Consider the following 25324-nt stretch of genomic DNA (forward strand, 5'->3'; position numbering starts at 1 on the left):
GGGAGGTGACGTTTATTTTCATTTGTTTTCATCTACTTTAGCAGCAATTCAGAAAAATTCAATCACGCACCCAACTTTTTCTTCCCTAAAAATACACAGGCAGTCTGTCCGCGTTGGGGAAATAACAGGGAACGACGGGCATGGCATGCGCTGTCGGCTGTCACGGTAGACCTCGAGCGTCGCGACTCTGGAAATTGGCCGACGTCGTTGCGCCTCTGGACAAGCTATCTGAGGCTTCGGCTTTCCGGCTGTGGCGTGGCGTTGCAGTTCACGGCGAGGCCGGGGGGAGATTCGCGCGGGCGGCGGCCGCGACCTGCAGCATGGTTTGAAGCGCCTCTTCGATCAGCCGCTCGATCACGGGAACAAAATAGGGGAGCGACAACATCAAGGCGACCATACCCACGAACAGGGTGATGGGAAAACCGATGGCGAAGACATTGAGCTGGGGGGAAGCGCGAGTAAGTATGCCAAGCGCCAGGTTGGCGATCAACAATGCCGCCACCACCGGAAGTGCAAGCTGGAGACCTGCCAGAAAAATATTGCCTCCCCAATCGGCCAGTATTTTCCATCCCCCGCCGGAGAATGGCTCGGCGGAAATGGGGAAAACGGTAAAACTCTCCGCCAGCACGGATAGCATGAGCAAATGGCCATCCAGTGACAGGAATGTAAGCGTCGCCAACAGGCCAAGAAATTTTCCCATTACCAGCGTGCTGCCATCATTACCGCTAGAAAAAAAAGTGGCAAAACCCAAGCCCATCTGCAACCCCGCGATCTCCCCGGCCATCTCGACGGCGCTAAACACGATACGCATCGCAAAGCCCATCGCCAAACCAATCAGAACCTGCTGCCCCAGCACAAAAAGCCCTTCCGGTGATGCCAGTTCGACTTTCGGCAGCGCCCCGATCGTGGGCGCTATAATCAGCGCGATCATCACGCTTAGTCCGATCTTTATCCGCGTGGGCGTCGCCATGTTTCCAAGCACAGGCGCCGCTCCTAACAACGCCATAATGCGAGCGAATGGCCACAGGAAGGCGGTTAGCCAGGCATTGAGGTCAGCGGAGCCGAGGGTGATCATGTGAAGAATGGGGGAGCCAGCCGGAAAAGCCTCGGATTACAGGGGGGCCGGCCGCTAGCCCACCGCCGCCGGAATGCTTTCCAGAATCTCCCGCATGTAGTCGACCATCACGGAAATAATCCATGGCCCGGCCAGGATCAAGGTCACGGACAGTGCCAGCAATTTCGGAATAAAGGACAATGTCATCTCGTTGATTTGTGTCGCGGCTTGAAAGATGCTTATGAGCAAACCGGTAGCCAGCGCAACCAGCAGCAGTGGAGCCGAAATCATCAGGGTTACTTCCATGGCCCTCTGGCCCAGGGTCATCACGCTTTCAGGGGTCATTGTCTTCTCTTCAGTTTGGTGAAATTAACGGGTAAATAACCGGGCTTATGCGCCGCCCCTAATAAAAGCTTTCCGCAAGGGAACCGATCAGCATATGCCAGCCATCAACCAGTACGAACAGCATGAGCTTGAACGGCAGCGCCACCAGAACAGGGGATACCATCATCATGCCCATGGACATCAGCACGGAGGCCACCACCATATCGATAATGAGAAAGGGAATAAATACCGTGAAGCCAATCTGGAACGCGGTTTTCAGTTCGCTGGTTGCAAAAGCCGGCACCAGTATCCGCAGGGGGACATCCTCCGGACCGTTAAGCTGTGGAATGGCGGCAAGTTTTGCAAACAGTGCCAGATCCGCTTCCCGGGTTTGTTTCAGCATGAAGGCTCTCAGGGGTGCGGCTCCCCTTTCCAGTGCCTGTGTCATCGTGATCTTGTTATCGGCGAATGGTTGGTAGGCATCCTCGTAAATTTTGTCGAACACGGGACCCATGACAAAAAATGTAAGAAACAGCGCCAGGCCCACCAGCACCTGGTTGGGTGGTGACGACTGGGTTCCTATCGCCTGGCGCAATAGTGATAACACGATAATGATGCGGGTGAAGCCCGTCATCATCAACAGCGCCGCCGGCAGAAAAGTAAGGGATGTGAGCAGCAGCAGCGTTTGCAGGCTGATCGTGTAGTTTTGCCCCCCTCCCGGAGCGGGTGTGCTCGTGAAGGCGGGCAAGCCGGTTTGCGCCAGCGCGGCCGCCGAAGCGGCGAGCAGCAATGCCGCTAATGTCATGCCCGGCAGGGCGCGGCTCGCGAACAAAGCGCGCTTATCCAATATGCTGCCCGGCATCGCGTTTCTCTTTTACCTGCCTGAGCCAGCGGGAGAAGTTCGGGCGCGGCCCGGTATTGTTCTCTTGCTCCGCGATGTCGCCTTTGGGCATGCTATGCAAAGCAGTTACGCTTCCCGGTGCAACGCCGATCACAAGCCAGGTATCGGCCACCTCCACCAGCACCACGCGCTCGCGCTGACCCACGGGCGAACCGCCGATGACCTTGACAGCGCCAGCGCTGCTTGCCTGAAATCCGCCAAAACGCCGGAGCAGCCACGCGCAACCCGCAATAAGCGCGAGCACCAGTCCCAGCCCAAGCATAACCTGGAGCATGCCCCCCGATGTTGCGGATGCGCCGCCGTCCGCCGCGGTGGCCGCCGTGGCGCCCGCGGCAACCGCCGGCAGACCGGAAAGATAGAAGAGACAGGTGGTTAAGGCAGCCAGAAGAGCTTCTGGTTGCGCAACCCGACGGTGATGGCTGGGCGTGGCGCCGGTGCAGGAGGAAAAATTCATTTCATTGCGGTCGTTCGAGAGAAAAGCATGGGAAGCGTTACTGGGAAGGAAAATTTTGGCTGCACTCCTCCCCGGAAAATTCTGGCCCTTCCACACCCTAGCGGTTTAACTTGCGAATGCGCTCACTCGGCGTGATGATATCGGTGAGACGGATGCCGAACTTCTCATTGACCACCACCACCTCGCCCTGTGCGATCAGGTACCCGTTTACCAGCACGTCCATTGGCTCGCCCGCCAGACCGTCGAGTTCCACGACCGAACCTTGCGCCAGTTGAAGCAGATTCTTGATAGCGATTTTGGTACGCCCCAATTGCACGGTAAGCTGGACCGGAATATCCATGATCATGTCGATGTCGTTGTGGGCCGGCACCTTTTGCGGACTTGTTAATTCCTGGAACACCGAGGCTGACGCATCGGCAGGCTCGGTTTTGGCAGTTCCGTGCTCGTTACGGGATGCAACTTTTGATTCCTTGACGGACACGTTTGTCTCCTCGGGATTGTTTATAAAAGGCCGTTTCGAAAGGTTACGACGCTCGTCTGGATTCATTCGTGCATCCCCGATGCGAGTATCTTTTCCATACGAAGCGCATATCGGCCATTGGAAATCCCATAGCGGCACTCCATTACCGGGACCCCATCGACGCTGGCGGTCACAACGTCGGGAATATCCAGCGGAATAATGTCACCGATCTGCATGCTGAGTATCTGGTCGAGTCTGACTTGAACATGCGTCAGATCGACCAGCATCGTCACCTCAGCCGATTGCACCTGTTTTGACAACCGGCTAACCCAGCGTTTGTCCACTTCCAGCGCCTCGCCCTGAACGCTGCTGGACAGCAGGTCGCGGATAGGCTCGAGAATGGAGTAAGGCATGCAGATATGCATTTCACCGACCACCGAGCCGAAGTTGACCTCGAAAGTAGTCGTGACGATGACTTCATTCGGGGTCGCGACGTTGGCAAACTGCGTATTCGTTTCAGCCCGCACATACTCGAATTCGATCGGGTACACCGGATGCCAGGACTTGCCGTAACTGTCAAACACCAGGTTAAGCAGGCGCTGGATAATGCGTTGCTCAGTCTGGGTAAAATCGCGGCCCTCCGTCTTTGGCTGGAAACGGCCATCTCCACCAAACAGGCTGTCGACGACCAGGAATACCAGGACAGGGTCGAATACAAAAAGCGACGTGCCCCGCAAGGGCTTGACATGCACCAGATTCAAATTGCTTGGGACCGTAAGATGCCGAACGAACTCGCTGAATTTGATGACTTTGACAGGCCCGGCGGTGACGTTCGCGCTACGGCGCATGAAATTGAACAAGCCCAGGCGCAAGAGACGCGCGAAGCGCTCGTTGATGATTTCGAGCGTCGGCATGCGTCCACGTACAATCCGCTCCTGCGTCGCCAGATTGTAAGGACGGAACCCGGAGGAAGGGGCGCTTTGCTGAGTTGGAACCGGCCCGCCACCCACGCCTTTGAGCAGGGCGTCTACCTCTTCCTGGGATAAAAAATCGTTGCTCACGGAATTACTGGATGACGAAGGAAGTGAAAAGCACGCTTTCAACCGCCTGGCCCTTGCCTCCCTCGCCGAATGGCTGGTTTATCTCGGCGGCCAGCTCGGAGGCGAGTTTCCTTTTTCCTTCTACTGAGGCCACCTGCGAGGCTGTCTTGCTGGAGAGCAGCAACAAGACACGATTGCGTACCTCCGGCATGTGAAGTTTGATCGTGTTCACCGCTTCGTCATCCCCAACCTTCAAGGTCAAATTGGTCTGGAGATGTTGATCGCTGTTCTCCGGCTCCAGATTGACAGTAAACGTTTCCAGGCTTAGAAAGACCGGTGTCTTCGTGACGGGAGCCGCGTTGCTGCCCCGGGCGTAATACCATGCAGCGCCCCCCCCTGCCCCGACGAGCAACAACACCGTCGAGATAATAATGACCAGCTTTGCCTTTCCGGATTTTTTTTCCGCCTTGCCATCGTTCGTTTCCTTACCCGGTTTGTTCGGTCTACTTGCCATGACGCATCCTGTTGCGAAGAGTTGGCGTGATTATCAGGCGAACAATCCTTAAGCAGTGCGGGAAACAAACGGTAAAAGACTTGCCATCTCCCTAATTCAGGCTTTCGAGTCGCTGGTGACACTATGCGAACGTATCCACCAGTCTGCTTCTTCCCGGTTCGATCGCGATACGGCTGGTACCAGCCAATGCATCCGTCCGGGCGTCATGGCCTCCGCCGCCGCGCCCTCCGCCGGGGCGGCCCTGCCGTTCAAATCCGCTATGCTGCCGCGCGCCTTCATGGCTGACAGTCGCGCTGTTTAAGGTGATTCCGCTTTCCGCCATCATCTCCCTGAGTCTGGGGAGCGCCGCTTCCAGTGCCTGGCGAACATCGGCGTGCTGCGAGACAAACGTTGCGTTGGCTTCGTCCTTGTCAATAGACAAAACCACCTGCAAGGGGCCCAGGTCAGGTGGGTTGAGGTTCAATTCCGCCACCTGCTGCTGCTGGGAAACCATCCAGAGCACTTTCTGCCCCAACGCATTGTCCCAGCCGGCAGCGCCGAGTCGAGGCTCCAGGGATGCAATATCGCCCGGTAATCCGATCGCCGGAGCGGGTGCCGCGGATGCGGGGCCTGCCTCGGCAGGCAGGGATCCCACTGGAATCTCCACTGGGGTGAAGGACGGATTTGGGGGCAGCTGCGACAAATCCAGCGGTTTCCGCAGTGGTTCGGTTTGCAAAGCCATTGTGGACGACTGCACACCCGGTTCCAGTTGGCGGAAATCGGCCTGTCGCTCACCTGAATCCAGCCTGAATGGCTTGTCTCCCGCGAAGGCCGAGCGCCCAGCGAGCGCCCTTGATACTCCCGGCGCTTCAGCGGATTTTCCGGGGTTTTGCTGAATACCATCGACAGCGGCCATCGCAGGATCCTTCTTCCCCCCGTTCGCGGCAAACGGTCCTTTATCTGTCGCTACTGCCGCCGCTACGGCCGCCGCCACTGCGCCAGCGCCCGGCTCCGTATTTATAGCGGTAATATCATTCGGCTGGCGCGGTGGGGGGGAAGCCGCTATTTCGATCTGTGGCGCGCCCCCCGGAAGAACAGATGGGTCATCGATCTGCTGGTCAGCACGTGAATGTGCTTCAATATGGGTGTGGGCATGCGCCGGATCTCCGGTTTTGAAAACCCCGCGAGCAACCGCTCCCTCGTTGCTTTGAGCTTCGGCGAGTCCTTTAATTGGAGTTTCGGCTGCGGCTGATGGCGACCGGGTATCCGGATGGAGCATGGCGGGTCGGTTAGCGCGACGGGGCAACGCGTCGGCTTGCGTACTGGCGGCACCAGCGCCCAACGGCATTTTTCCCCGGGCTTGAGTCTCTACATTGCCAATGGAAAAATCTTTCCCAATATCAGGTTCCCCCGCCGGGAGACCGTTGGCGTTGTCGGCTTCGCCAGCCTTATTGGCTTCGCTTGCAGCATCCGCCCGTTCGCCAGACGCTCCTGTCGCTTTTCCGGGCAAATTTTGTTGCGCGTCCATTTCCTTTTCGAGCAGATTGCTGAAACCGGTCGTTCCGGACGCCTGTCCGCCGGATGCCTGATCCATGGCCAGAGAGCCATTTTTTGCTACGGCGGGAGCAGTTGGACCTAGTATTGTCGGATATAGCATGATTTATCCTCGAACCCGTATATGCAACTCAGGTTTTAGTAAGTAAAAGGCAAAGGGCTTCATAAACGGGTCATCCTAAAGTGATGTCACGAGATATCTCCGGCGCTCATTCTATTGGGCCCTAGCTGCGGTCCTTGCGACCGACAGTATTGCCGTTGTGCTCGTCCGTTTCGCGCTGTTCATGTCTCGCGGCACGCACTGATTCCACGCGCGTCTGCCGACGCGCCAGCGTATCATATGAGTTGAGTACGCGTTTGGCCGACCGCCAGTCAGTCTCGCCTGCAGCCACACGTTTGTGCATCAGCGTCAGCGCTTCCCGTTGTTGAACGATTGCGTCATCCAGCTTGTTGAGGAATTCGTAATAGTTGCGCAAATCCGAACCTGCCAGGCCCTGCTGTGCCAGTGTCTGAAAACGCGCGCGGTACTCGTCCGAATACTGCATCAGCAGCGCCAGCTTTGCCCGCATGTCCATGCCCGTAGCATTTAGCGCGCCCAGCCGCCGGGCCGCATCGTCGGTACGGGTCTGCGCCAGTTCGATCAACGTTTCCAGGGCGGAAGCTTTTTGCATATCCAGTCACGCCTCAATTGGCGCCGGGGGCGATCAATGCCCCCAGTCTGGCGGCACTCTCCGCATATCCTGCCCGTTCCAGCATGCTCTGCTGCAGGAACAATTCAAGTTGGGGATACAGCGCAATCGCGCGATCGAGCAAAGGATCGCTCCCCGGGGAATATGCGCCCACACTGATAAGGTCGCGCGAGCGCTGATAACGCGAATAGAGCTGCTTGAAGCCGCGTACCTGCTCGAAATACTCCGGGGAGATAAGGCTCGTCATGGCTCGGCTAATCGAAGCTTCAATATCGATGGCAGGGTAATGGCCGCTTTCCGCCAGCTGGCGCGAAAGCACCACATGTCCATCCAGGATCGCGCGGGCCGCGTCCGCGATGGGATCCTGCTGATCATCCCCCTCAGTCAAAACCGTGTAGAAAGCAGTGATGGAACCGCTCCCGCTGAGGCCGTTCCCTGCCCGTTCGACCAGCTGAGGCAACCTGGCGAACACTGACGGTGGATATCCTTTTGTGGCGGGGGGTTCGCCGATGGCCAACGCAATCTCGCGCTGCGCCATTGCGTAGCGCGTAAGGGAATCCATGATCAGCAGCACATTCTTGCCCTGATCCCGAAAATATTCCGCAATGGATGTCGCGTAGGAAGCGCCCTGCAGTCGTACCAGGGGCAGGGTATCGGCCGGCGCAGCAACTACCACCGAGCGAGCCAATCCTTCGGGTCCCAGGATTTGCTCGATGAAATCCTTAACCTCCCGACCCCGCTCGCCAATCAGGCCGACAACGATCACGTCCGCGCTGGTATAGCGCGCCATCATGCCCAGCAGGACGCTTTTCCCCACCCCGGACCCGGCAAACAGGCCCATGCGCTGACCTCTTCCAACGGTGAGCAGCGCATTGATGGCGCGCACGCCTACATCCAGCACCTGACTGATCGGGGCGCGATCGAGCGGGTTGATGGGCTGGTTCGTAAGTGGGGCGTAATGCTCCGCCTTTAGCGCGCCAAGACCGTCAAGCGGGCGGCCCGCTCCGTCGACTACCCTGCCCAGTAGCCCGTCGCCCACGGGAAACCTTCTAACCTGGTCCGAAGCCCGGCGGCGTCGCTGACGGGAATCGCCAGGCACAGGGGACGCCCCGGCATGATCCCACGGGATGACCTTGGCTCCCGGTGACAGTCCCCGCACATCATTCGCCGGCATCAGATAAAGCCGGTCGCCATGAAACCCGACCACCTCTGCCTCTACATTTTTGCCATCGGGCATCAGAACCGTGCAGCCGTTACCCACCCCGAGGCGAAGTCCTGATGCTTCCATGATCAGTCCGGTTACCCGGGTAAGGCTGCCTGACAGCTGAAAGGGCGCGGTAGTCGCCGCCAAGTCGCCGCAGCCTCCGAGAAAGCTGCGCCACTGCTCGGCATGAGTCGGCGCTTGCATCTTATCGTTCCAGCCAGTCATCATGCTGACCCAATGCCCGGGCAATGAGATTCCAGCGTGTGGCCATCACGGCGTCGATATGACCGTTGCCGATCTTGACCCGGCACCCGCCCCGCTCCAACTGGGGATCGACCGAAATCCCGCAATCGTTCAGCTCGTGGCCCATATGCTCCCGCACCAGCACAGCATCTTCAGGATGCAGCAGGAGTTGCGCCGGCTGACTGAACGCGGGCTCTTGCCGCAGGCATTCGCGCACAATCGAGCAGACCAGCTCGGGCTTGATCCGTAGCGCCTCGCGCACCATCTGCTTGGCAAGAGTGAGGGCAAGCGTAAGCAGATCGTGGCCGATCGCCTGATCGGCATCAGCCAGAGCCTGATCGAAGCTGCGGAGCAGGGCTTGCAATTTCATGGCCTCGGCTTCGGCGTGCTCCCTGCCCGCCTTCAAGCCCGTCTCCCGGCCCGCCTCATATCCCGCCGCATATCCTTCGTCCTGCGCCTGCAAATGCATTCGTTCGATTTCGTCAACTGTAGGCAGGGACATGGTGACGTGAGCCGGGACGTGCTCATCCTCGCCTTGCCCGCCCGGACGGTCGTCGGGCGTAGGTGCAGATGGGGACACGGGCGCGGGTAACGGCTGCTCAAAGGCATCCATCTCCCAGTGGCGATAAGTGGAGAACTGCCCTTTCGGGATAATGCGGCTGGCCTTCGATCTCATTCGGGCAATCCCTTGAGAGGTTTCCTTATCGGAGCGCGAATATTACTCACACATAACTTTCTTCGTTCTTGCCGCCAAAAACGAGCTGGCCGTCGTCCGCAAGCCGTCTGACGACCTGCAGGATCTGCTTCTGCTGGGCCTCGACCTCACTCACCCTGACCGGCCCCATGGCTTCCAGATCCTCACGCATCATGTCAGACGCCCGTTTCGACATATTCTTGAATATTTTTTCGCGCAATTCCCACGCCGCGCCCTTCAGCGCTATGACCAGCGCGTCGGATTGAATCTCGCGCAGCAGCAACTGGATGCCGCGATCGTCGATGTCCATCAGGTTTTCAAACACGATCATCTGGTCCATTATTTTCTGTGCCAGCTCCGCGTCGAATTCGCGCAAATTATCCAGAACAGCGGTCTCAGCCGCGCTGCCCATGAAATTGATGATCTCCGCGGCTGTCCGGATGCCCCCTACGGAGCTTTTGTTGATATTTTCGCTGCCGGACAGCAGGTCGGTCAGCACGGTATTGAGCTCGCGCAGCGCCGATGGTTGAATTCCTTCCAGCGTGGCGATGCGCAGCAGCACATCGTTACGCAACTGCTCGGCAAGCAAGCCCAGAATATCGCTCGCCTGCGCACGGTCGAGATGCACCAGGATGGTCGCGATTATCTGCGGGTGCTCTCCCTTGATGAGCTCCGCCACGGATTGGGAATCCACCCATTTGAGTCCCTCGATGCCGCTCGTATCCTGGCCTTCAAGAATACGGCTGATGTTGTCGGTGGACTTGTCTTCGCCCAACGCTCTTTCAAGTACCGTGCGCGCATAACTTTCCGGATCCAGGTCCAGAAAAAGCGGCTCCGCTACCACGCGGCTGCAAAAATCGCTGAGTACGGCATCGATCTGCCCCACGTTGAGGTTTTTGACTTTGGCCATCGCGGCGCCAAGTTTCTGCACTTCCAGTTGACTCAGGTGCTTCAATACTTGCACCGCCTGTTCCTCGCCTATCGACAAAAGCAAAACCGCGCTTTTATGAATGCCTTCCTCATTCACGGCCGGCCACCCATTGCTTCACGACACTCGCCACCAGTTTGGGATCATCCTTCGCGAGTTGCCGGGCCACGGCCAGGTTTTGCTCATGCTTGGAAATTTGCGGATTCGGTTTCATAGTCATCATCGGCGGCTCATCCTGATCGTCGGCAGACTCAGCAAGCAGCGGCGGGGGCGGCTGGTTCATGCGCTTCAGGGACGGGCGCAACACGCCCAGCACCAGATACAAAACCAGGCCGCCAATAAGCAGCGACTTCCCGAGCTGCTGGGCAAGCTCAATCATTTCCGGCTGTTTCCATAACGGCAACTCCGGCACGGCTTCCGGGCCGGTAACCGTGAATGGGCTGTTGACGACATTCAAGGTATCGCCACGCTCCCGGTTGTACCCCATGGCCTCTTTCACCAAGTCAGTGATCTGGGTCTTTTCCGCCTCGGTCAGCGGCTGGCTGCCGCCTCCCTCGGTCTGGTCCGTAACCTTGCGGTAGTTGACCACCACCGCTACCGACAGCCTTTTTATTCCACCCACGGGCTTGCGTATATGCTGGATGGTCTTGTCCACTTCATAATTCGTGGTCGCATCCTTGCGGTTGCTGGTGGATGGCGTCGGAGGGGGAGGCGGCGCTTCCACCAGAGGCTGGGCCGTGTTCGGACCAGGGGGCGCGTTCGGATTGGGAGGCGGAACCGTGCGGGGCGGCTGGGTAGTGATCGGCGCGGTTGCGGGCTCCGGCGGCTGATTTGAAACGGCTCCCGGCACCCCGCCCTCAGTCTGGCCCACACTGCTGGATTCGGACGTTTGCTGGCTGCGCACGGCTGAATCATTGGGGTTCTGGTTCGGCTTGTAGATCTCGTCCGTTTGCTCTGATTGCGAGAAGTCGACATCCGCGGCAACCTGGGCGCGTACATTCTCCTGCCCCACGATCGGAATCAGAATCGTCTCGATACGTTTGATATAACTCTGCTCCAGGGCCTGCACGTACTTCAGCTGGCTCGGGTCAAGGCCCGTATTCGCGCTTGAGTCATCAATCTTGCTTAACAGCTCGCCGTGCTGATCCACTACCGTGACATTTTTCAGGGGGAGATTGGGAACACTGCTTGATATCAGATGAATGACCGAATTCACCTGCTGCGGCTCGAGCGCGCGTCCCGGATAGAGGTTCACCAGCACGGATGCGCTTGGACGCTGCTGTTCGCGTACAAACACAGACTGCTTGGGAATGGCCAGATGAACCCGAGCGCTGCTGACAGCGGCCAGCGCCTGAATCGACCGGGCAAGTTCTCCTTCGAGCGCCCTCTGAAAATTAACCTGTTCAAGGAATTGGCTGGTCCCGAACTTCTGGGTCTCCATCAGCTCGAAACCCACCAGTCCTCCCTTGGGCAGGCCTTGCGATGCGAGCTTGAGACGAATATCGTGTACCTCATTGGCCGGCACCAGGATCGCACCGCCGCCGTCGGCGAATTTGTAAGGAACGTTCATTTGCTGGAGGGATGCGATGATTGCCCCTCCGTCGCGATCGGATATGTTACTGAACAGAACCTTGTACTCAGGCGCCTGCGTCCACAGCCAGCCACCCGCCAGCAGCGCCACGATCGCGGAAACCGCCAGCATCAGCCCCATCTTCTGCTGGCTGGACATCCGGGCCAGGAAACTCTGAACCTGACCCTGGACACTACTTGCGGTGACCGCTTCCGCGACTACCGCCATGAGGTGCCCGCCGTGGCTTCATTTTGGATCTCGACGTGGTGGCAGTTGTGTGTCATATAAGGTTGGCTCGGCATCCTGGCTGATACGCGGCATTATCGTCCCGCGCCATCAGTTCAATGCCGCGAAAAGAAACGGGTTTTTTACCCTTTTCCGCAATCAGCTCACCGCTGCTCGATGTTATCTTGCATGCCTCCCAAAAAATAATAGATAAGAGCGCATGGAAATATCGAAAATCGATTCGATGCTTGCCCAGTTGAGAACAGGCGCGGCCCTCGCCGCGGGCAAAGCGCCAGGCACCTCGACAGGCCTGCAGGAAAATCAGGGTGAAGCTGGGGTCGATTTCAGCGCAGTCCTCAAACGGTCGCTGGATCAGGTGAATAATGCGCAGCAGCATGCCGCCAGGCTTGGACGCGAATTTGAGCTGGGCGCGCCGGAGGCCAACCTGACCGATGCGATGATTTCACTGCAAAAGGCCTCGATATCTTTTCAATATACTGTGCAGGTGCGTAATAAACTGGTCACGGCGTATCAGGACATCATGAATATGCCGGTCTGACCGGCAACTGGCATCATCCCTCTTCCTCTTGGTATAGGTATGGACCACGCCGACCTCGCGTCCTGCTGAAGCGAAAACCTCTTTTCCTTATACATCCCGGCAGAATGCCAGTGGCGAAATCTCCGTAAACATTGAGGTCACTCAGGTAGCGGGAAGATGGGCGGAACGGGCAAACCCCGATTAGAGCCGCGGATAGAATGGAATGCCGGCCCGCTGATCGTGTGGGGAAAGCAGCGTATCCCCGCTGGTTTCCATTTTATACAACCATGCGAGCAATTCCGCGATCGCCTGGTAGAGTTGCGGCGGAATATGCTGATCGAGATCCACTTGCATCAACAGGGATACGAGTTCCGGCGATTGGTGCACGTAAACGCCATGGCTTCGCGCCTCGCTGATGATGGTTTCCGCAATCAGCCCGCGTCCCTTGGCGACCACTTGCGGGGCGGACTCGCCGGTGCGGTAGGCCAGCGCGACGGCAATTTCAGGCGGATGGTGTTTTGTCATCCACGTCGACTCCCATGCTTACGAGTCTGAGGCCGGCGGATTCCAGCCCGTGCATCAGCGGCACGGCCCCAGTTCGCATGATTGATGCAGTTCCCGGCTCTTTCACGGTAAGCTGCACGTCTACTCCGCCTGAATCCAGTCGCAAGCTGGCTGTGATGGGTCCCAGGTTCGGCAGGGACAGGTTCAGCCGGGTTTTCCAGACAGGACCGGAACCCGGATCGCGTTCGCCCGATTCTCCCGGCTTTTCCTCGACTGCCTCCCACGCGAGGCGCTGGCCTGGCCATAACTCCCCTTGCCAGCCGATATGATGGGTCTCGAAAACTTCCAGCTGCTGGCGTACCAAAGCCACGGCCTCCGGGTGAACACCCGGTAGACGCACGGAATCCTTCTGGCTGGCGGAAGGATCGCGCGCTTCCACCGATAACGGCGACCCATTGCTGGCGAAGGGCAGCTCAGGCAGAGGGGCAAGCCGTGCCTGAGGCTCAAGCATCAATTCCGCCAGCGGCCTTTTCCCCGTGATCCATTGCGCCTGGTGTGATTCGTAGAAGAGGCCGCTGCGTGCCATAGCGCGCGCCAGCCCTTGCGCCAGTTGCAATAGCTGGGCCGCATCGCCAGGTGGAGCTGCCAGCAGCGGAACGGTGCTCGACAAAGCGGTTGAACTGCCTGGAAGCGGCGGGTGTTGCATCAGATCGTGGATGAAGCGGCCGGTCCCGCTTAACGACGCTGAATTACCCGCGGGTTGCGGAACGTCGGGCGCCAGCATGAAAGCCGGCCGCGGCTCGCGAGAAACAAAGATCAGGTTGATCATGTCGCCGGGGCGAAAACCGGCGGGAAGTTTCACCTGCACCTCGTGCCCATCCCTTCCAGCAAAAGCGCCCAGCATCACCACAAATTCGCCATTGGGCAGAAGGTTCTGTACCGTTGCCCGCAACCGATGACCCGGCGTCAGTTCTGCAAAAAAAGCCTCGCCGGCATCCCGGTGGACCAACGCCTTGCCAGGCTGGATTGCAGTAATCGCGTTTAGCGCGGTCGGCGCAGATGTATCCAATTCTCTGGATCTCTTGTCTTTTATGTGCTGCCTGGCCTCGGTCAACGTGGGCCTGAGGCAGGCGGATTTCTCGAAGGGGAGACTTCCTGCCGGCGGTTATCGATCTAATGAAAGATGATCGGTCGCGCCTCTTCCCCATCCCGGGGAGTGCCGCGATTCGTTACATCCCTGCTGCAAAGCGAGGGAGCTAGACGCTACCCAACGTGCCGGGATCATACGCCTGGCGCAAACGGCGGGTCATTCCGGCGCTGCCGAGGAACGTTTGCACTTTTTTCATCCAGGGCTCCGTATGTCTCCGTATCTCGGCATCGTCAGCCAGTATCTTCTGAATCAACTCGACCTTCTGACGTTGCATTTCGGGCGAAAGTTGAATGGGTGGCGCCGCTTTCAACGTTGCCACCACGGCGGCGCAGCGGCGTTCGAGCGCGGCCAGTCTGTCCCATTCACCGGCCCGTGCGGCTTCAGTCATCTCTCCGGTAAAGGTCGAAATAGATTGGAACGCGGCAATGGCTTGCAGGCTGGTCATGATCATGCCCTTGCACCTTTCGAGCCCGCGGGCTCGGGAACCGGACCTGCGGCGACCGATGCCTGCTCACCCCCATTGGATGTGCCGATGGCTGCCCATGCATCGTTCAATTCGGCTAGCAGACGGGCGACTTCCTCCACGTATTCTGGCTTGTTATGGAGATTGGCAAGCAGCAGGCGGCGACTCATGTAGTCATAGAGCGCATTTAAATGCTGCGCCAGCTCGCCTCCGGCCTCGATATCCAGGCTCGCCTGTAAACCCGACGTGATTATGGATATGGCCTTGGAAATGGACTCTCCCTTGGCAACGGTTTCTCCGCTTCTCATATGGACAAGAGCGGAAGACAGCGCGATGCGGGCCCCCTCGAACAGCATGAGGATAAGCCTGTGGGGGGAAGCGGCGATTACACCGGTCTCAAGACCAACGCGAGCATAAGCGTTGATGCCCTGACGGGATGCTGTATACATACGGTGACTCCTTGATTAGTTCTGGTTGAGACTCGGCAGAGTGGCCAGTTGCTGCTGGAGAAACTGGCTGGTCTGGCTCAAGCTGCTAAGCATGGTGTCCAGCGCGGTGAACTGCGCGCGGTAACGCGCCTCGACCATGCTCAGGCGGCTGTTAAAATTGTCCTGGCGGCGGTCGATGTCCTTGATACTGGCGTTGAGCCCATCGACCCGGCTGGCGATAACGCCATCCGTGGCAAGTAAATCGCCTGCGAGCGTGCTTAAGCGTTCCGCATAGCCGCGGGAGAACTCAACTGTCCCGCGGGCGCCGAGCGCACCGCCGTTGACTGTCAGGCGAAGACCTTCCGTGACTGCCCCGGCCGCAGCCGAGAGAACCTGTCCGGTTCCCGTGGCAGCTACGCCATCGATGGAACCGGCCACGTCAAGCCCCGGGGCGGCTATCGGACTACCCCCAAACAAATTGGCTGAGCCATTCCCGCCTGCGAGCGTAATGCCCGATGCGGAACCGTAGCGGGCCGAAGTAATACTGAGTACGCCGGCAGCCTGGGAAACCGCTACCGAAACCCCCTCTGCCGCAAGGCCAGCCGAGCCAATCAGCTTGCTTTGCACCTCCGCCGCAAGCGCATCCGCGGAGGGGTAGGTCCCCGCCGCCAGGGTAATACTGGCCGCTACTCCATCAATGTTGGCATTCAACTGATCGTTGACCCCGGCTGTGATCGTCAGCCCCGCCGCCTGGCTTCCGGTAAGACTGGCCCGCGTTGCCAGCTGTGTAACTGCAACGGCATAATTTCCGGCTGCTGTCTTGTCGGTGGCGCCGTTATACGTGATCAGGCTATCCGAGGATTTCGCGCCCATCGTGAACAACCCCGCGATACCGTCGAAACCGGAATCCAGAGCCTTTTGCAGCTTGGTCGCATCGAGCGCCAGCGTGCCATCCTTCTGGAAAGCAACGCCGATATCCGAGAGCGAGGTGAAGTTGCCCGCGGTGCCTACCTCTGCCGTCAACGCGGCGCGTATCCCGCGTTGAATCGACATCGTCGCGGAATCGCCCTGCAAAATCGCACCCTTCTTGGACGTTGAGTTATACGCACTGAGATCCGATAGTGCCTGGTTCACGGTATTCACCGCCTTGACGAACGCCTCCACCGTTCCCTTCACACCTGCAGTATCACGGCCCACCGTCAATGTGGTCGGGCTGCCGATATTGCTTTTGAGCAGATTGAGCGTCAGGCCCTCGATCGCATCATTAATAGTGTTGGATGGCTTGGCAATATCGATTCCATCAATTCGGAGCTTGGCGTCCTGCGTGGCCTGCACCTGGGTCAGGTTTTTGCCCGCACCTGCGCCGGCAGCCGGATCGTACGCAAGCTGCGACAGGCCGGCTGCATCGCCATTACTGCCGTCATCATCTGCGACGGTTATCTTCAGGCTGCTCGCTTCTCCACTATCCTTGGATGTCAGTACCAGTTTATTGCTGGTGCCATCGTTGATGATCGTTGCGCTGACGCCGATATTGGCTCCATTGATAGCGTCGCGTACGCCGGAAAGCGTATTGTTGGAGGGATCAATGACGATCGTCTGTGCCGGCTTTGCGCTGTTCAGGGTAAAAGCGTTCAGGCCGCTATCGTAATCCCCATACTGGATAGTCAGCGTGCCGCTGCCAACCGCGCTTAAGGGACTGGCAAACCCTTCCGAGCGGATTTTTTGCTGTTGCGCGAGCTGCTGTACTTCCACGGCGTAGCTGCCGGCGCCCGCCTTCCCACCGCCATTAGCCGTCGCAGTCAGAATCGAAGTATCGGCGGCACCTGCGGTAATCGACTGAAATTTGCCGGCGTCGGCGAACCCTTGCATCGAGGTCTGAAAGGCGGATAAAGCGCCTTTCAGTGTGCCGAAAGCCGAAAGCTTCGCCTGGTAATCTGCTTCACGCCGTTGCAGGAGAGCGAGCGGCTGGCGTTCAACTGCCATCAGCTGAGTTACTATTCCGTTCACATCCAGATTCGAGCCTGCGCCGGCTGCGGTGATCGCCATTGTCTGTCTCCCGTCCCGTAATTCATTTACTTCCTGCCAAGCGCAGAACCGGATCAGGCACTGCGCTCACTGCGAAACTGCCTTTGAAGAAGTTCCACGCCGATTCGGCGGAGGAACTTCTTCAAAGGCCTACGCCTTCGTATGTAAAAGCAACCCTTGAAACTTGTCGAGCGCTTTGGCCAGGTCAAGCATCTCCTCCATGGGAATCTGCCTCACCACTTCCTGGGTTGCGCTATCTATGATCTTGACCACCACCCTGCCACTGTCTGAATCCAGGCTGAATTCCATCGAATTTGCTTCCGCCTGCGCGACAACCGGTGTCGCGGCTGCGGCCGCGGCAGCCGCCACTCCCGGCTCCTCCCGGTTTTGCGCTTGCTCTGGTTGCCGGGCCGGGCCGGCACTTACCGTTGCGGTTGAGGCGGGCTTTACCCCCATGACCGCTAGGTTTACCGCTGCGAGCTGTTCGATTCCCATTGCGGATTTCCTTGACCAAGTACAGCGGGAACCCGAAGCACGCTTCGGATTCCCATCCCTTCAATTTAAAGCCGTCAGCCGAAGCCGGCGTACCCCCGTTCCCTTATCCGCGCAGCAGCGACAACACGCTTTGCGGAAGGGCATTGGCCTGTGCCAGCATCGCCGTTCCCGCCTGTTGCAGCACCTGGTTGCGGGAAAGTGTCGCGGTTTCAGCCGCGAAATCGGCGTCGACGATGCGGCTGCGGGAAGCCGTCAGATTCTCCGCCGTGGTTTGCAAGTTCGAAATGGCCGAGGAGAAACGGTTCTGATATGCACCCAAGTCCGCGCGAGCGGCATTAAGCGCGCTCATCGCCGAATCCATGGAGGCGATGGCCACATCCGCGCCCCACTTGCTGCTGATGTCGACGCCCGCAAAACCGCTGACAGTGGCGGTGGCTGCCGTCGTGGTGGCAGCTGTGAAACCGGTGCTCGCCAAAGTAGCGGTGCCGCTTAAACCGATCGTGGTATTGGTGCCCGAAATGTTAGTGAGTGAAACCGCGCCGGTGGCAGCATCTGCTGTGGCAGTTACGCCCGTAGTATTCGCGACGGAATTGATTGCGGCCGCGATATTCGCGCCCTGTGCTATGGCACTACCGCCGGCAGTAATCGCACCGACGCTGGTGCCATTGATCGTCAGATCGCCAGCGGTGATGGCCCCGGATGCCGGCACGGCGCCCGTGACGTTCGCGGTTGTGCTGGTGGTCGAACCCATGGACGAGCTTTGCGCGTCAACCAGGCTGGTGATGTCGATCGTCTCGCCTACATTCGCGCCGACCTGGAATGACTGGTTGGTGAAAGTGCCATCCAGCAGTTTGATGCCGTTAAACGCGGTGGTGGACGCTACCCGGTCGATTTCAGCGATGACCTGCTGTACTTCGTTGTTGAGCGCGGTGCGGTCGCTGGCGCTGTTGCTCGCGTTGCGAGATTGAACCGCCAGTTCGCGGATACGCTGCAGGTTGTTGCCGACCTCGCTCAGCGCGCCCTCGGCGGTTTGCGACATCGATATGCCGTCGTTGGCGTTGCGCGCAGCCTGGTTAAGGCCGCGGATCTGGGAAGTCATGCGTTCTGAAATCGCCAGCCCGGCGGCGTCGTCCTTGGCGCTGTTGATGCGCAAGCCGGAGGACAGGCGTTGCAATGTGGTGGCGAGCGAATTTTGTGAACTGTTAAGATTGCGTTGCGCGTTCAACGAAATGACGTTGGTATTGATGATTGCAGCCATTTGAGGATCTCCTTGACTAATGTTTTATTGGGTTAAACCGTCTCGATTCAACTTTGGTCCGCCCCGTTTATGAAGGCTGATCAACCGCTGTTGAAACTAATAACGGTGCCGTGGTAAACAAATTTAATAGTTAGTCAAGTTTTTTTGGCAATACCCGCCCTCCCCCAGGTTGGTTGCAGGGAGAGGGAATTGGACGACGAGCCGGGTGTTGTGACTGCGGGTACAAGGATAGTCTTCGGGAAGGAGGCGCAATGCGAGGATTAACGTTCAATGTCGGGCCCTAATCTTCATATTGTCGCCTTCCGAAAGGAAGAAAATAGGCGCCATTGCCGGGAAAAAAGATAGTTTGCTATTTTGTTAAAATCGGGAAGGTTCGATCGGGTCCGTTTCGATCCGCCATATTCAGCACCTCCTTATCTGCTCCTTTCAGGGGTTATAACGGAAAGCCAATAGTCCCTGCCTTCCCGTCGCCGGAATTCATTCCCGAGACTCAAATTAATACCAGCAAACGTAAGCTTCCCTTCTACTACGCTCCCTCCCGCACGGCAATAGCCGCCCTCACCTTTTGCGTTTTCTTGTCAATCACGATTGCAAGCTGGTTGGTTGTAAAAAACTTGCAGGAGCAAAACGCACATTATCAATTTGATGCGGCGTTGGCCGAAGCTGTGGGCCAGATCAAGCATCATTTCGCGGGATATGAACAGGTATTGAAGGGAGGCGTTGGGCTTATGCTTGCTTCGGATTCCGTCACGCGCGATGAATGGCGCATATATGTCGAGTCGTTACGACTTGATGAAAGTTACCCCGGTATCCACGGCGTTGGTTTCTCTCAATATATACGCCCAGCCGAAATGGCGAAACACATCGCCTCACTACGTGCAGACGGGTTTCCGGCTTACAAAATCTGGCCCGACGTCCCCCGGGCACCCCGGGACGATTACACCGCGATCGTCTACATCGAACCGTTTAACACAACAAACCGGCGCGCTCTGGGTTATGACATGTTCTCAAACCCGGTGCGGCGAGCGGCCATGTCTCGCGCGCGAGACTCCGGAGCCGCCGCTCTGTCAGGCAAGGTCAAGCTTGTCCAGGAAACCAGCGAGGATGTCCAGGCGGGTATTCTTATGTATATCCCGTACTACGGCCCAGGAGGGATCCCGGAAACACTTGATCGACGACGCTCATCCCTTGTTGGATACGTGTATGCGCCGTTTCGTATGGACGACTTTATAAACGCTGTCCTTCGCACGAAATTGGACGACCTTGGCTTCAAAATCTTTGATGGCGCCTCAATTACCCCGGATGCCTTGCTTTTCGACAGCGGCAAGCACCGGCTTGAGCATCCGTCGTCGCCTCAATACACGAGGACAGTCCCGGTATCTTTGTACGGTCAAATATGGACCATTGAAGCCAACTCCCGTCCGGAGTTCGAACAATCGGTAAGCAGTTCCGAATCCGAATTCATACTGTTTGGCGGAATTCTGGTTAGCATTCTAACGGCCGTGGTTGTCTTCATGCTTTCCTCCAATAAGGAAAAAACGGCAGCCCTCGCCCGGGCGAATGTAGAGCTGGCGTCTGCGATTAACGAACAGCAGGCCGCCGTAAAAGATCTTTCCATTGCAACGCTTCGGACTCAACGCATACTCGAAAGCATTACTGACGCTTTTTATACGCTCGACCGGGAATGGCGTTTTACCTACCTGAACAATGAAGCGCGAAGGCTGCTGCGGCTGTCGTCCGATGAGCTTCTCGGGAAGAACATTTGGGAAGAATTCCCGCAAGCGATTATCGGCCCTTTTTATCGCGAATTTCATCGGGCCCTGATCGAAAACTGTACGGTGAGCTTCGAGGAGTTCTACGCACCGCTCGATGGCTGGTTCGAAGTTCGCGCCTATCCCTCCGTGGAGGGTCTCGCGGTTTATTTCCGCGACGTTACCGAAAGGAAACGAGCTGAAAAGATGCGCCGCGAAGCTGATAAGCACATTCGCCAGCAGGCCTCATTGCTCGATAAGGCCAATGACGCCATCATCGTACGGGGTGTCGACCACCGCATCCAGTTCTGGAACCAGGGCGCCCAGCGGCTTTATGGGTGGACCTCGGACGAGGTGATCGGTCGCTCCGTCGAGGAGGTCATATATGACGATCCCATTCCCTTCAGGGAAGCGTTCCAGCAGGTACTACGTGACGGGGAGTGGAATGGGGAAATTGTGCAACGCCACAAGAATGGAAGTCCCTTAACCGCAGAGGTGCATTGGACGTTGGTGCGAGACGATGAGGAGGGGCCTCAGCGCATTCTTTCGATCAATACCGACATTTCGGCGCGCAAGATGGCGGAAAAGGAGATTCACCATCTCGCGTTCTACGATTCCTTAACCGGCCTGCCCAACAGGCAACTCCTGCTGGACCGGCTCAAGCAGGCGCTGGCGATCAGCGGACGCAAGCACCAGACTGGTGCGCTGCTGTTTATCGATCTGGATAATTTCAAGTTACTCAACGATACCCTCGGTCATGACGTAGGTGATCTGTTGCTGCAGCAGGTCGCGCCTCGTCTTATTTCTTGTGTGCGCGACAGCGACACGGTGGCCCGCCTTGGAGGAGATGAGTTCATTATTATACTGGTGGGTGGGTTTAGCCCCCAACCGGAGGAAGCCGTTGCGCAGATACGCGCGATCTGCGACAGAATTGTTGCGGCTTTCCGGAAACCTTTTACTTTACGGGGTCATAACCATAACACCACCCCGAGCATCGGTATTGCAGTCTTCAATGATCAATCGGCCGCAATGGATGAGCTGCTGAAGCAGGCCGACCTCGCGATGTATCAAGCCAAGGCGGCGGGGCGTAATTCTGCGTGCCTCTTTACGCCGGATATGCAGTCAGTGATCAATGACCGCGTTGTTCTGGAATCAGACTTGCACAAAAGCTGTGAGCGGAATGAGTTCGTTCTTCACTTTCAGCCCCAGGTAAAAGGGCGTCGTGTGGTGGGTGCCGAAGCGCTGGTACGCTGGCAGCACCCGCGGCGCGGTCTGATATCGCCAGCCGACTTTATTTCCCACGCCGAAGAAACAGGGCTGATTCTTCCTCTGGGCAGCTGGATACTGGACAGCGCATGCGCACAGCTGGCGGCATGGGCGGGGGAACCGGAGATGGCGCAACTTGATCTCGCGGTGAACGTGAGCCCGCTCCAGTTCCGCCAGCCGGACTTTGTCCCCCAAATACTTGAGACGCTGGCGCGCACCGGCGCCAATCCCGGAAAACTTAAGCTCGAGCTTACCGAAAGCTTGCTGGTGCGCAATATTGAAGACACGGTTGCGAAAATGACCGCACTGAAAGCCGAGGGCGTCGGTTTTGCGTTGGACGACTTTGGCACCGGTTATTCCTCGCTTTACTATCTGAAACGCCTCCCATTGGACTGGGTAAAAATTGACCAATCCTTCGTTAGAGAACTGCTTACGAATCCTCATGACGCGACCATCGTTCGCGCCATCATCATTCTTGCCAAAAGCATGGGACTCAAGGTGATTGCCGAAGGCGTGGAAACGGAGGCACAGAGGAATTATCTCGCACGGCACGGCTGCAGCATGTACCAGGGGTTCCTGGCAAGCCCGCCGCTGCCATCAGCTCAGTTTAAGGAATTGATGCGTAAGAGATGATGACAATAATATAAGTACGACCAACCACGCCTGCTTTCACAGTATTAAAACGGTTGTCTGGTTGTCAAGGCGCCGACTGAAATAAAATCCGGCCAGTCCAAAAATTCAGGCCAGGCCGTTCTTGATAGCGTAGTGCGTGAGCTCCGCATTATTCTTGAGCTTCATTTTTTCGAGCACGCGGCTGCGGTAAACACTGACCGTCTTGACGGACAAACACATTTCCTCGGCAGCATCGGTAAGGCTCTTGCCCGAGGCGATCAGGCGCAAAGTCTGGTATTCGCGGTCGGATAGCGTCTCGTGACGGGGACGCTCGGGATCGGCGCCGAAACTGTCCGCCATTGCCTCGGCCAGGCTTGGCGTCAGATATTTACGCCCCCAGGCGACCTGGTTGATGGCCGCCATCAATTCGCTCGGGGCGCTTTGCTTTGTGATATAGCCCGATGCGCCCGCCTTCAGCGCCCGGATCGCGTATAACCCCTCATCGTGCATGCTGAGCATGAGCACCGGAATTTTTGGCCGCTCTTTCTTGATCTGTTTCAATACTTCGATGCCGTTCCGGTCGGGCAACGATATGTCCAGTACCACCACGCCCCACTCGCCCTCGCGCAATTGCCTCATCGCTCCCGCGCCTGAGTCCGCTTCCGCGATCAGGTCGATTTTTCCGCTCTCCACCAGTATCTGTCTTAAACCCTGCCGCACGATGGCATGATCATCTACAATCAACACGTTCATGACTGCTGCCCTTTCATTCGCGTGAAAGATGGGTTAACCGCCGCCGGCGTCACCGCCGAGTCGTCGTGATATGGGCCAAGCGGAATCGAAAGGCGCACGATGGTGCCCTGCTCGGCCGTGCCTACCTCCCGCGTGCGGTTGACGGTCAGCTTCCCACCCAGGAAACTCGCCCGTTCGACCATGCCGCGAATACCGAACGAATTGAGCTTCGCGAGATCGGCGGGCATGATGCCGAAACCGTTATCCCTTACCTCCAGTTCCAGCCACTCCTGAGCCTGAGCCGCGATGGTGTCCAACCGCACCCAGACGCGCGAGGCCCGCGCATGCTTGGTGATATTGGTGAGCGATTCCTGAAAAATCCGGAATACGGCTACCGCCGCATCCGGCTCCACGTCGATATCCTGCCTCGCGCAGGACACCTCGCACGGGATGCCCAGCCGCTTGGAAAATTCTCCCGCCTCCCACTCGATCGCTGCGACGATCCCGAAATCCATGATGCCCGGACGCAGATCGCGCGAGATACGCTGTATGGATTGCATGGTGCGGTCCACCATTTGCGAGACGGTATGAACTTTAGCCAGCAAAGCGGGGTTTTCCTTGATCTCGTTGAAGTTGCCGTCACCCACCCGGCGCGCGATCCAGTCGAGGTCAATCTTGATTGCGGTCAGGTTGCCGCCCAGATCATCGTGAATTTCACGGGCGATGCGAATACGCTCATGTTCCCGGGCCGCCATGATGTGGGACGAAACTTCCTTCAGACGTTCGTGGGATTCCTCCAGCTCGATCTCCCTGCGCCTGCTCTGGGTTACATTGATTATTATTCCCTCCCAGATGACCCCGACACCCTCTTCCCGACGCGGGCTCGCCCGCAAGCTGACCCATTTGACGTCGTGATAGGACTTGATCCACAGGCGCCCTTCCCAGTTCCATGTGGTCAGACTCGCGGCTGAGTCCGCCCGGGATTGGCGCAAGCTGTCCTGGTCCTCGGGAAGTACGAGCGTCAAAAGCAGCGGCGGGTTTTCCTGCAGTTTTTCCACCGTCATGCCCAGCAGATTCACGCACTGGTCGCTGACAAAGGGTAGAGAGTGGTGTCCATCCTCGCCCAATACGTACTGGAACACCATTCCAGGCGCGTTCGACACGATGGATCGTGATCGCGTTTCCCCATCTGCCTGTCCGGACGTTTGCCCTTCCTTCTGCTGCGTTTCCTCGCTGTTTTCGGATGAAGCCAGATCTCTGGCGGCAATGGCAAGCAGCGGTTTGCCGGCACCTTGCCATAACGCCAGGCGCACCGCCACCCGCAAAACCGTTCCGTCCTTGCGGCGAAAACACGCATCTCCCGTCACTTCCTGCCGCTCATCCCGCTCCAAGGAAGTGAGCAGCGGCAGCAGGCTTTCCACGCTGAAGCCGGGAGCGTCACCGCGCGGCATGAGTTCGCGCAATTCAACCATTGAATATTGCAGATCGCGTTGGGCCGCCAAATTCGCGTATTCGCACCGGAACGTATCGGCATTGACCAGATACACCGCAGTGTAGGGGTTGGAAAAATCCGTTGTGGTCGTGCTCATGTTTCTATGCCAGGTGGGATAGCGGGCACCATGCCAGCGTTTGCATCACCGAAGGATGAGTCGGGCGAAGCGCAGTCCATTCACATTTTCATCGGTGACGGCGATCGGTACGCCTGGCACCTGCCCCACCTCCATGTTTTCAACAGGCGGCTACGCCATGAACCATGATCTTACCCAACTCTCTCCAGATAATATGAATTGTTTAAGTGAGGGTATCCTCACGTTGCACGAAGCCAGGCGCAACCAGATTTCAGGATGGGCCGGTGATTTTGCGCAGCGCTTCGCCAATCACGGCCGAATCGCCCGGCCGGACCAGGCGGGCGATTTCCCTGCCATTTTTCATGAAGATCAGCGTCGGCCAGAGCGTCACCCGAAAGGAGCGGCCAAGCGGACGACCCTTCCCGTCTTCGATCTTGATGTGACGTAAGGACGGATATTGAGAAAAAGCCGAGGCAATAAGGGGTTGGGCAGCACGGCAAAAACCGCACCAGGACGCGCCAAACTCTACCACAGCGGCACCGTCAAGGGCATTAATCTCGCCGCGCGATGGCTCGACAGCGGCATACGTGTTATTCATGCCCGGTATTATAATCCGCCTGCCGCATAATGCTACGGTCGGCTATACCGCCAGGCCTCAGCCGCAGCCGGTGTTGCGTGCCGCTTGAGCAATGCGTCCCGGA

General features: G+C 57.9%; 25 protein-coding genes. 2 read left to right on the forward strand and 23 right to left on the reverse strand.

Going from position 1 to position 25324, the window contains the following annotated elements:
- Positions 1-268: 268 nt before the first annotated feature.
- The 13 genes from fliR to fliF form a co-directional block, all read right to left on the reverse strand.
- Complete coding sequence (gene fliR / locus C8R31_RS06225) at positions 269-1075, reverse strand: flagellar biosynthetic protein FliR (protein WP_107693179.1); 807 nt, start codon at positions 1073-1075, stop codon at positions 269-271.
- 54 nt (positions 1076-1129) lie between these two features.
- A complete protein-coding gene (gene fliQ, locus C8R31_RS06230) occupies positions 1130-1399 on the reverse strand; it encodes a flagellar biosynthesis protein FliQ (protein WP_107693180.1) in 270 nt (89 codons plus the stop codon).
- A 58-nt stretch (positions 1400-1457) separates the two neighbouring features.
- A complete protein-coding gene (gene fliP, locus C8R31_RS06235) occupies positions 1458-2183 on the reverse strand; it encodes a flagellar type III secretion system pore protein FliP (RefSeq protein WP_107693489.1) in 726 nt (241 codons plus the stop codon).
- 34 nt (positions 2184-2217) lie between these two features.
- Positions 2218-2733 (reverse strand): flagellar biosynthetic protein FliO, encoded by a 516-nt coding sequence (gene fliO, locus C8R31_RS06240; protein WP_107693490.1) that lies wholly within the window; start codon positions 2731-2733, stop codon positions 2218-2220.
- Between the two features lie 97 nt (positions 2734-2830).
- A complete protein-coding gene (gene fliN, locus C8R31_RS06245; protein WP_258192588.1) occupies positions 2831-3214 on the reverse strand; it encodes a flagellar motor switch protein FliN in 384 nt (127 codons plus the stop codon).
- Positions 3215-3276: 62 nt separating this feature from the next.
- Positions 3277-4254 carry a flagellar motor switch protein FliM gene (fliM, locus tag C8R31_RS06250; RefSeq protein WP_107693182.1) on the reverse strand — a complete coding sequence of 326 codons (978 nt, stop codon included), beginning with the start codon at positions 4252-4254 and terminating at the stop codon, positions 3277-3279.
- A 4-nt stretch (positions 4255-4258) separates the two neighbouring features.
- Positions 4259-4747 (reverse strand): flagellar basal body-associated protein FliL, encoded by a 489-nt coding sequence (gene fliL, locus C8R31_RS06255; RefSeq protein ID WP_107693183.1) that lies wholly within the window; start codon positions 4745-4747, stop codon positions 4259-4261.
- Between the two features lie 121 nt (positions 4748-4868).
- Positions 4869-6383 carry a flagellar hook-length control protein FliK gene (locus tag C8R31_RS06260; protein WP_107693184.1) on the reverse strand — a complete coding sequence of 505 codons (1515 nt, stop codon included), beginning with the start codon at positions 6381-6383 and terminating at the stop codon, positions 4869-4871.
- Between the two features lie 121 nt (positions 6384-6504).
- Positions 6505-6951, reverse strand: a complete 447-nt coding sequence (fliJ, locus tag C8R31_RS06265; protein ID WP_107693185.1) for a flagellar export protein FliJ — start codon at positions 6949-6951, stop codon at positions 6505-6507.
- A 13-nt stretch (positions 6952-6964) separates the two neighbouring features.
- Positions 6965-8401: a flagellar protein export ATPase FliI gene (gene fliI / locus C8R31_RS06270; RefSeq protein WP_375136118.1), complete on the reverse strand. Its 1437-nt coding sequence runs from the start codon at positions 8399-8401 to the stop codon at positions 6965-6967.
- Positions 8379-9092 carry a flagellar assembly protein FliH gene (locus C8R31_RS06275; protein ID WP_107693187.1) on the reverse strand — a complete coding sequence of 238 codons (714 nt, stop codon included), beginning with the start codon at positions 9090-9092 and terminating at the stop codon, positions 8379-8381. The genes fliI and C8R31_RS06275 overlap by 23 nt, the downstream gene beginning before the upstream one ends.
- 46 nt (positions 9093-9138) lie before the next feature.
- Positions 9139-10137, reverse strand: a complete 999-nt coding sequence (fliG, locus tag C8R31_RS06280) for a flagellar motor switch protein FliG (protein WP_107693188.1) — start codon at positions 10135-10137, stop codon at positions 9139-9141.
- Complete coding sequence (fliF, locus tag C8R31_RS06285) at positions 10130-11836, reverse strand: flagellar basal-body MS-ring/collar protein FliF (protein ID WP_107693189.1); 1707 nt, start codon at positions 11834-11836, stop codon at positions 10130-10132. Before fliF ends, fliG begins: the two co-directional genes overlap by 8 nt.
- 217 nt (positions 11837-12053) lie before the next feature.
- Here fliF and fliE point away from each other — a divergent pair, with 217 nt between their 5' ends.
- Entirely contained in the window at positions 12054-12392 is a 339-nt protein-coding gene (fliE, locus tag C8R31_RS06290; RefSeq protein ID WP_107693190.1) for a flagellar hook-basal body complex protein FliE, read from the forward strand.
- 180 nt (positions 12393-12572) lie between these two features.
- On the opposite strand, the gene C8R31_RS06295 is transcribed toward fliE, so the two are convergent.
- The 7 genes from C8R31_RS06295 to C8R31_RS06325 form a co-directional block, all read right to left on the reverse strand.
- Positions 12573-12896 carry an EscU/YscU/HrcU family type III secretion system export apparatus switch protein gene (locus C8R31_RS06295; RefSeq protein ID WP_107693191.1) on the reverse strand — a complete coding sequence of 108 codons (324 nt, stop codon included), beginning with the start codon at positions 12894-12896 and terminating at the stop codon, positions 12573-12575.
- A complete protein-coding gene (locus C8R31_RS06300) occupies positions 12874-13944 on the reverse strand; it encodes a flagellar hook-length control protein FliK (RefSeq protein ID WP_146164567.1) in 1071 nt (356 codons plus the stop codon). The genes C8R31_RS06295 and C8R31_RS06300 overlap by 23 nt, the downstream gene beginning before the upstream one ends.
- A 187-nt stretch (positions 13945-14131) precedes the next feature.
- Positions 14132-14476 (reverse strand): flagellar protein FliT, encoded by a 345-nt coding sequence (locus C8R31_RS06305; protein WP_107693193.1) that lies wholly within the window; start codon positions 14474-14476, stop codon positions 14132-14134.
- The gene (gene fliS, locus C8R31_RS06310; protein WP_107693194.1) at positions 14473-14937 is read right to left on the reverse strand and encodes a flagellar export chaperone FliS; all 465 of its coding nucleotides are present in this window, start codon (positions 14935-14937) and stop codon (positions 14473-14475) included. The genes C8R31_RS06305 and fliS overlap by 4 nt, the downstream gene beginning before the upstream one ends.
- A gap of 15 nt (positions 14938-14952) precedes the next feature.
- On the reverse strand, positions 14953-16962 hold the full coding sequence (gene fliD, locus C8R31_RS06315; RefSeq protein WP_107693195.1) for a flagellar filament capping protein FliD: 2010 nt from the start codon (positions 16960-16962) through the stop codon (positions 14953-14955).
- Between the two features lie 129 nt (positions 16963-17091).
- Positions 17092-17436: a flagellar protein FlaG gene (locus C8R31_RS06320; protein ID WP_107693196.1), complete on the reverse strand. Its 345-nt coding sequence runs from the start codon at positions 17434-17436 to the stop codon at positions 17092-17094.
- A 103-nt stretch (positions 17437-17539) separates the two neighbouring features.
- Positions 17540-18694 carry a flagellin gene (locus C8R31_RS06325; RefSeq protein WP_107693197.1) on the reverse strand — a complete coding sequence of 385 codons (1155 nt, stop codon included), beginning with the start codon at positions 18692-18694 and terminating at the stop codon, positions 17540-17542.
- A 575-nt stretch (positions 18695-19269) separates the two neighbouring features.
- Here C8R31_RS06325 and C8R31_RS06330 point away from each other — a divergent pair.
- The gene (locus C8R31_RS06330; protein WP_146164568.1) at positions 19270-22344 is read left to right on the forward strand and encodes an EAL domain-containing protein; all 3075 of its coding nucleotides are present in this window, start codon (positions 19270-19272) and stop codon (positions 22342-22344) included.
- A 105-nt stretch (positions 22345-22449) separates the two neighbouring features.
- Here C8R31_RS06330 and C8R31_RS06335 read toward each other — a convergent pair whose 3' ends face one another.
- From C8R31_RS06335 to C8R31_RS06345, 3 genes are all read right to left on the reverse strand, one after another.
- A complete protein-coding gene (locus C8R31_RS06335; RefSeq protein WP_107693199.1) occupies positions 22450-23076 on the reverse strand; it encodes a response regulator transcription factor in 627 nt (208 codons plus the stop codon).
- Entirely contained in the window at positions 23073-24644 is a 1572-nt protein-coding gene (locus C8R31_RS06340; RefSeq protein ID WP_258192589.1) for a sensor histidine kinase, read from the reverse strand. Before C8R31_RS06340 ends, C8R31_RS06335 begins: the two co-directional genes overlap by 4 nt.
- 250 nt (positions 24645-24894) lie before the next feature.
- Positions 24895-25221, reverse strand: coding sequence for a thioredoxin family protein (locus C8R31_RS06345; RefSeq protein WP_107693200.1), 327 nt, complete (start codon positions 25219-25221; stop codon positions 24895-24897).
- Positions 25222-25324 lie beyond the last annotated feature (103 nt).

The sequence above is a fragment of the Nitrosospira sp. Nsp2 genome, from assembly GCF_003050965.1.
GTDB lineage: Bacteria > Pseudomonadota > Gammaproteobacteria > Burkholderiales > Nitrosomonadaceae > Nitrosospira.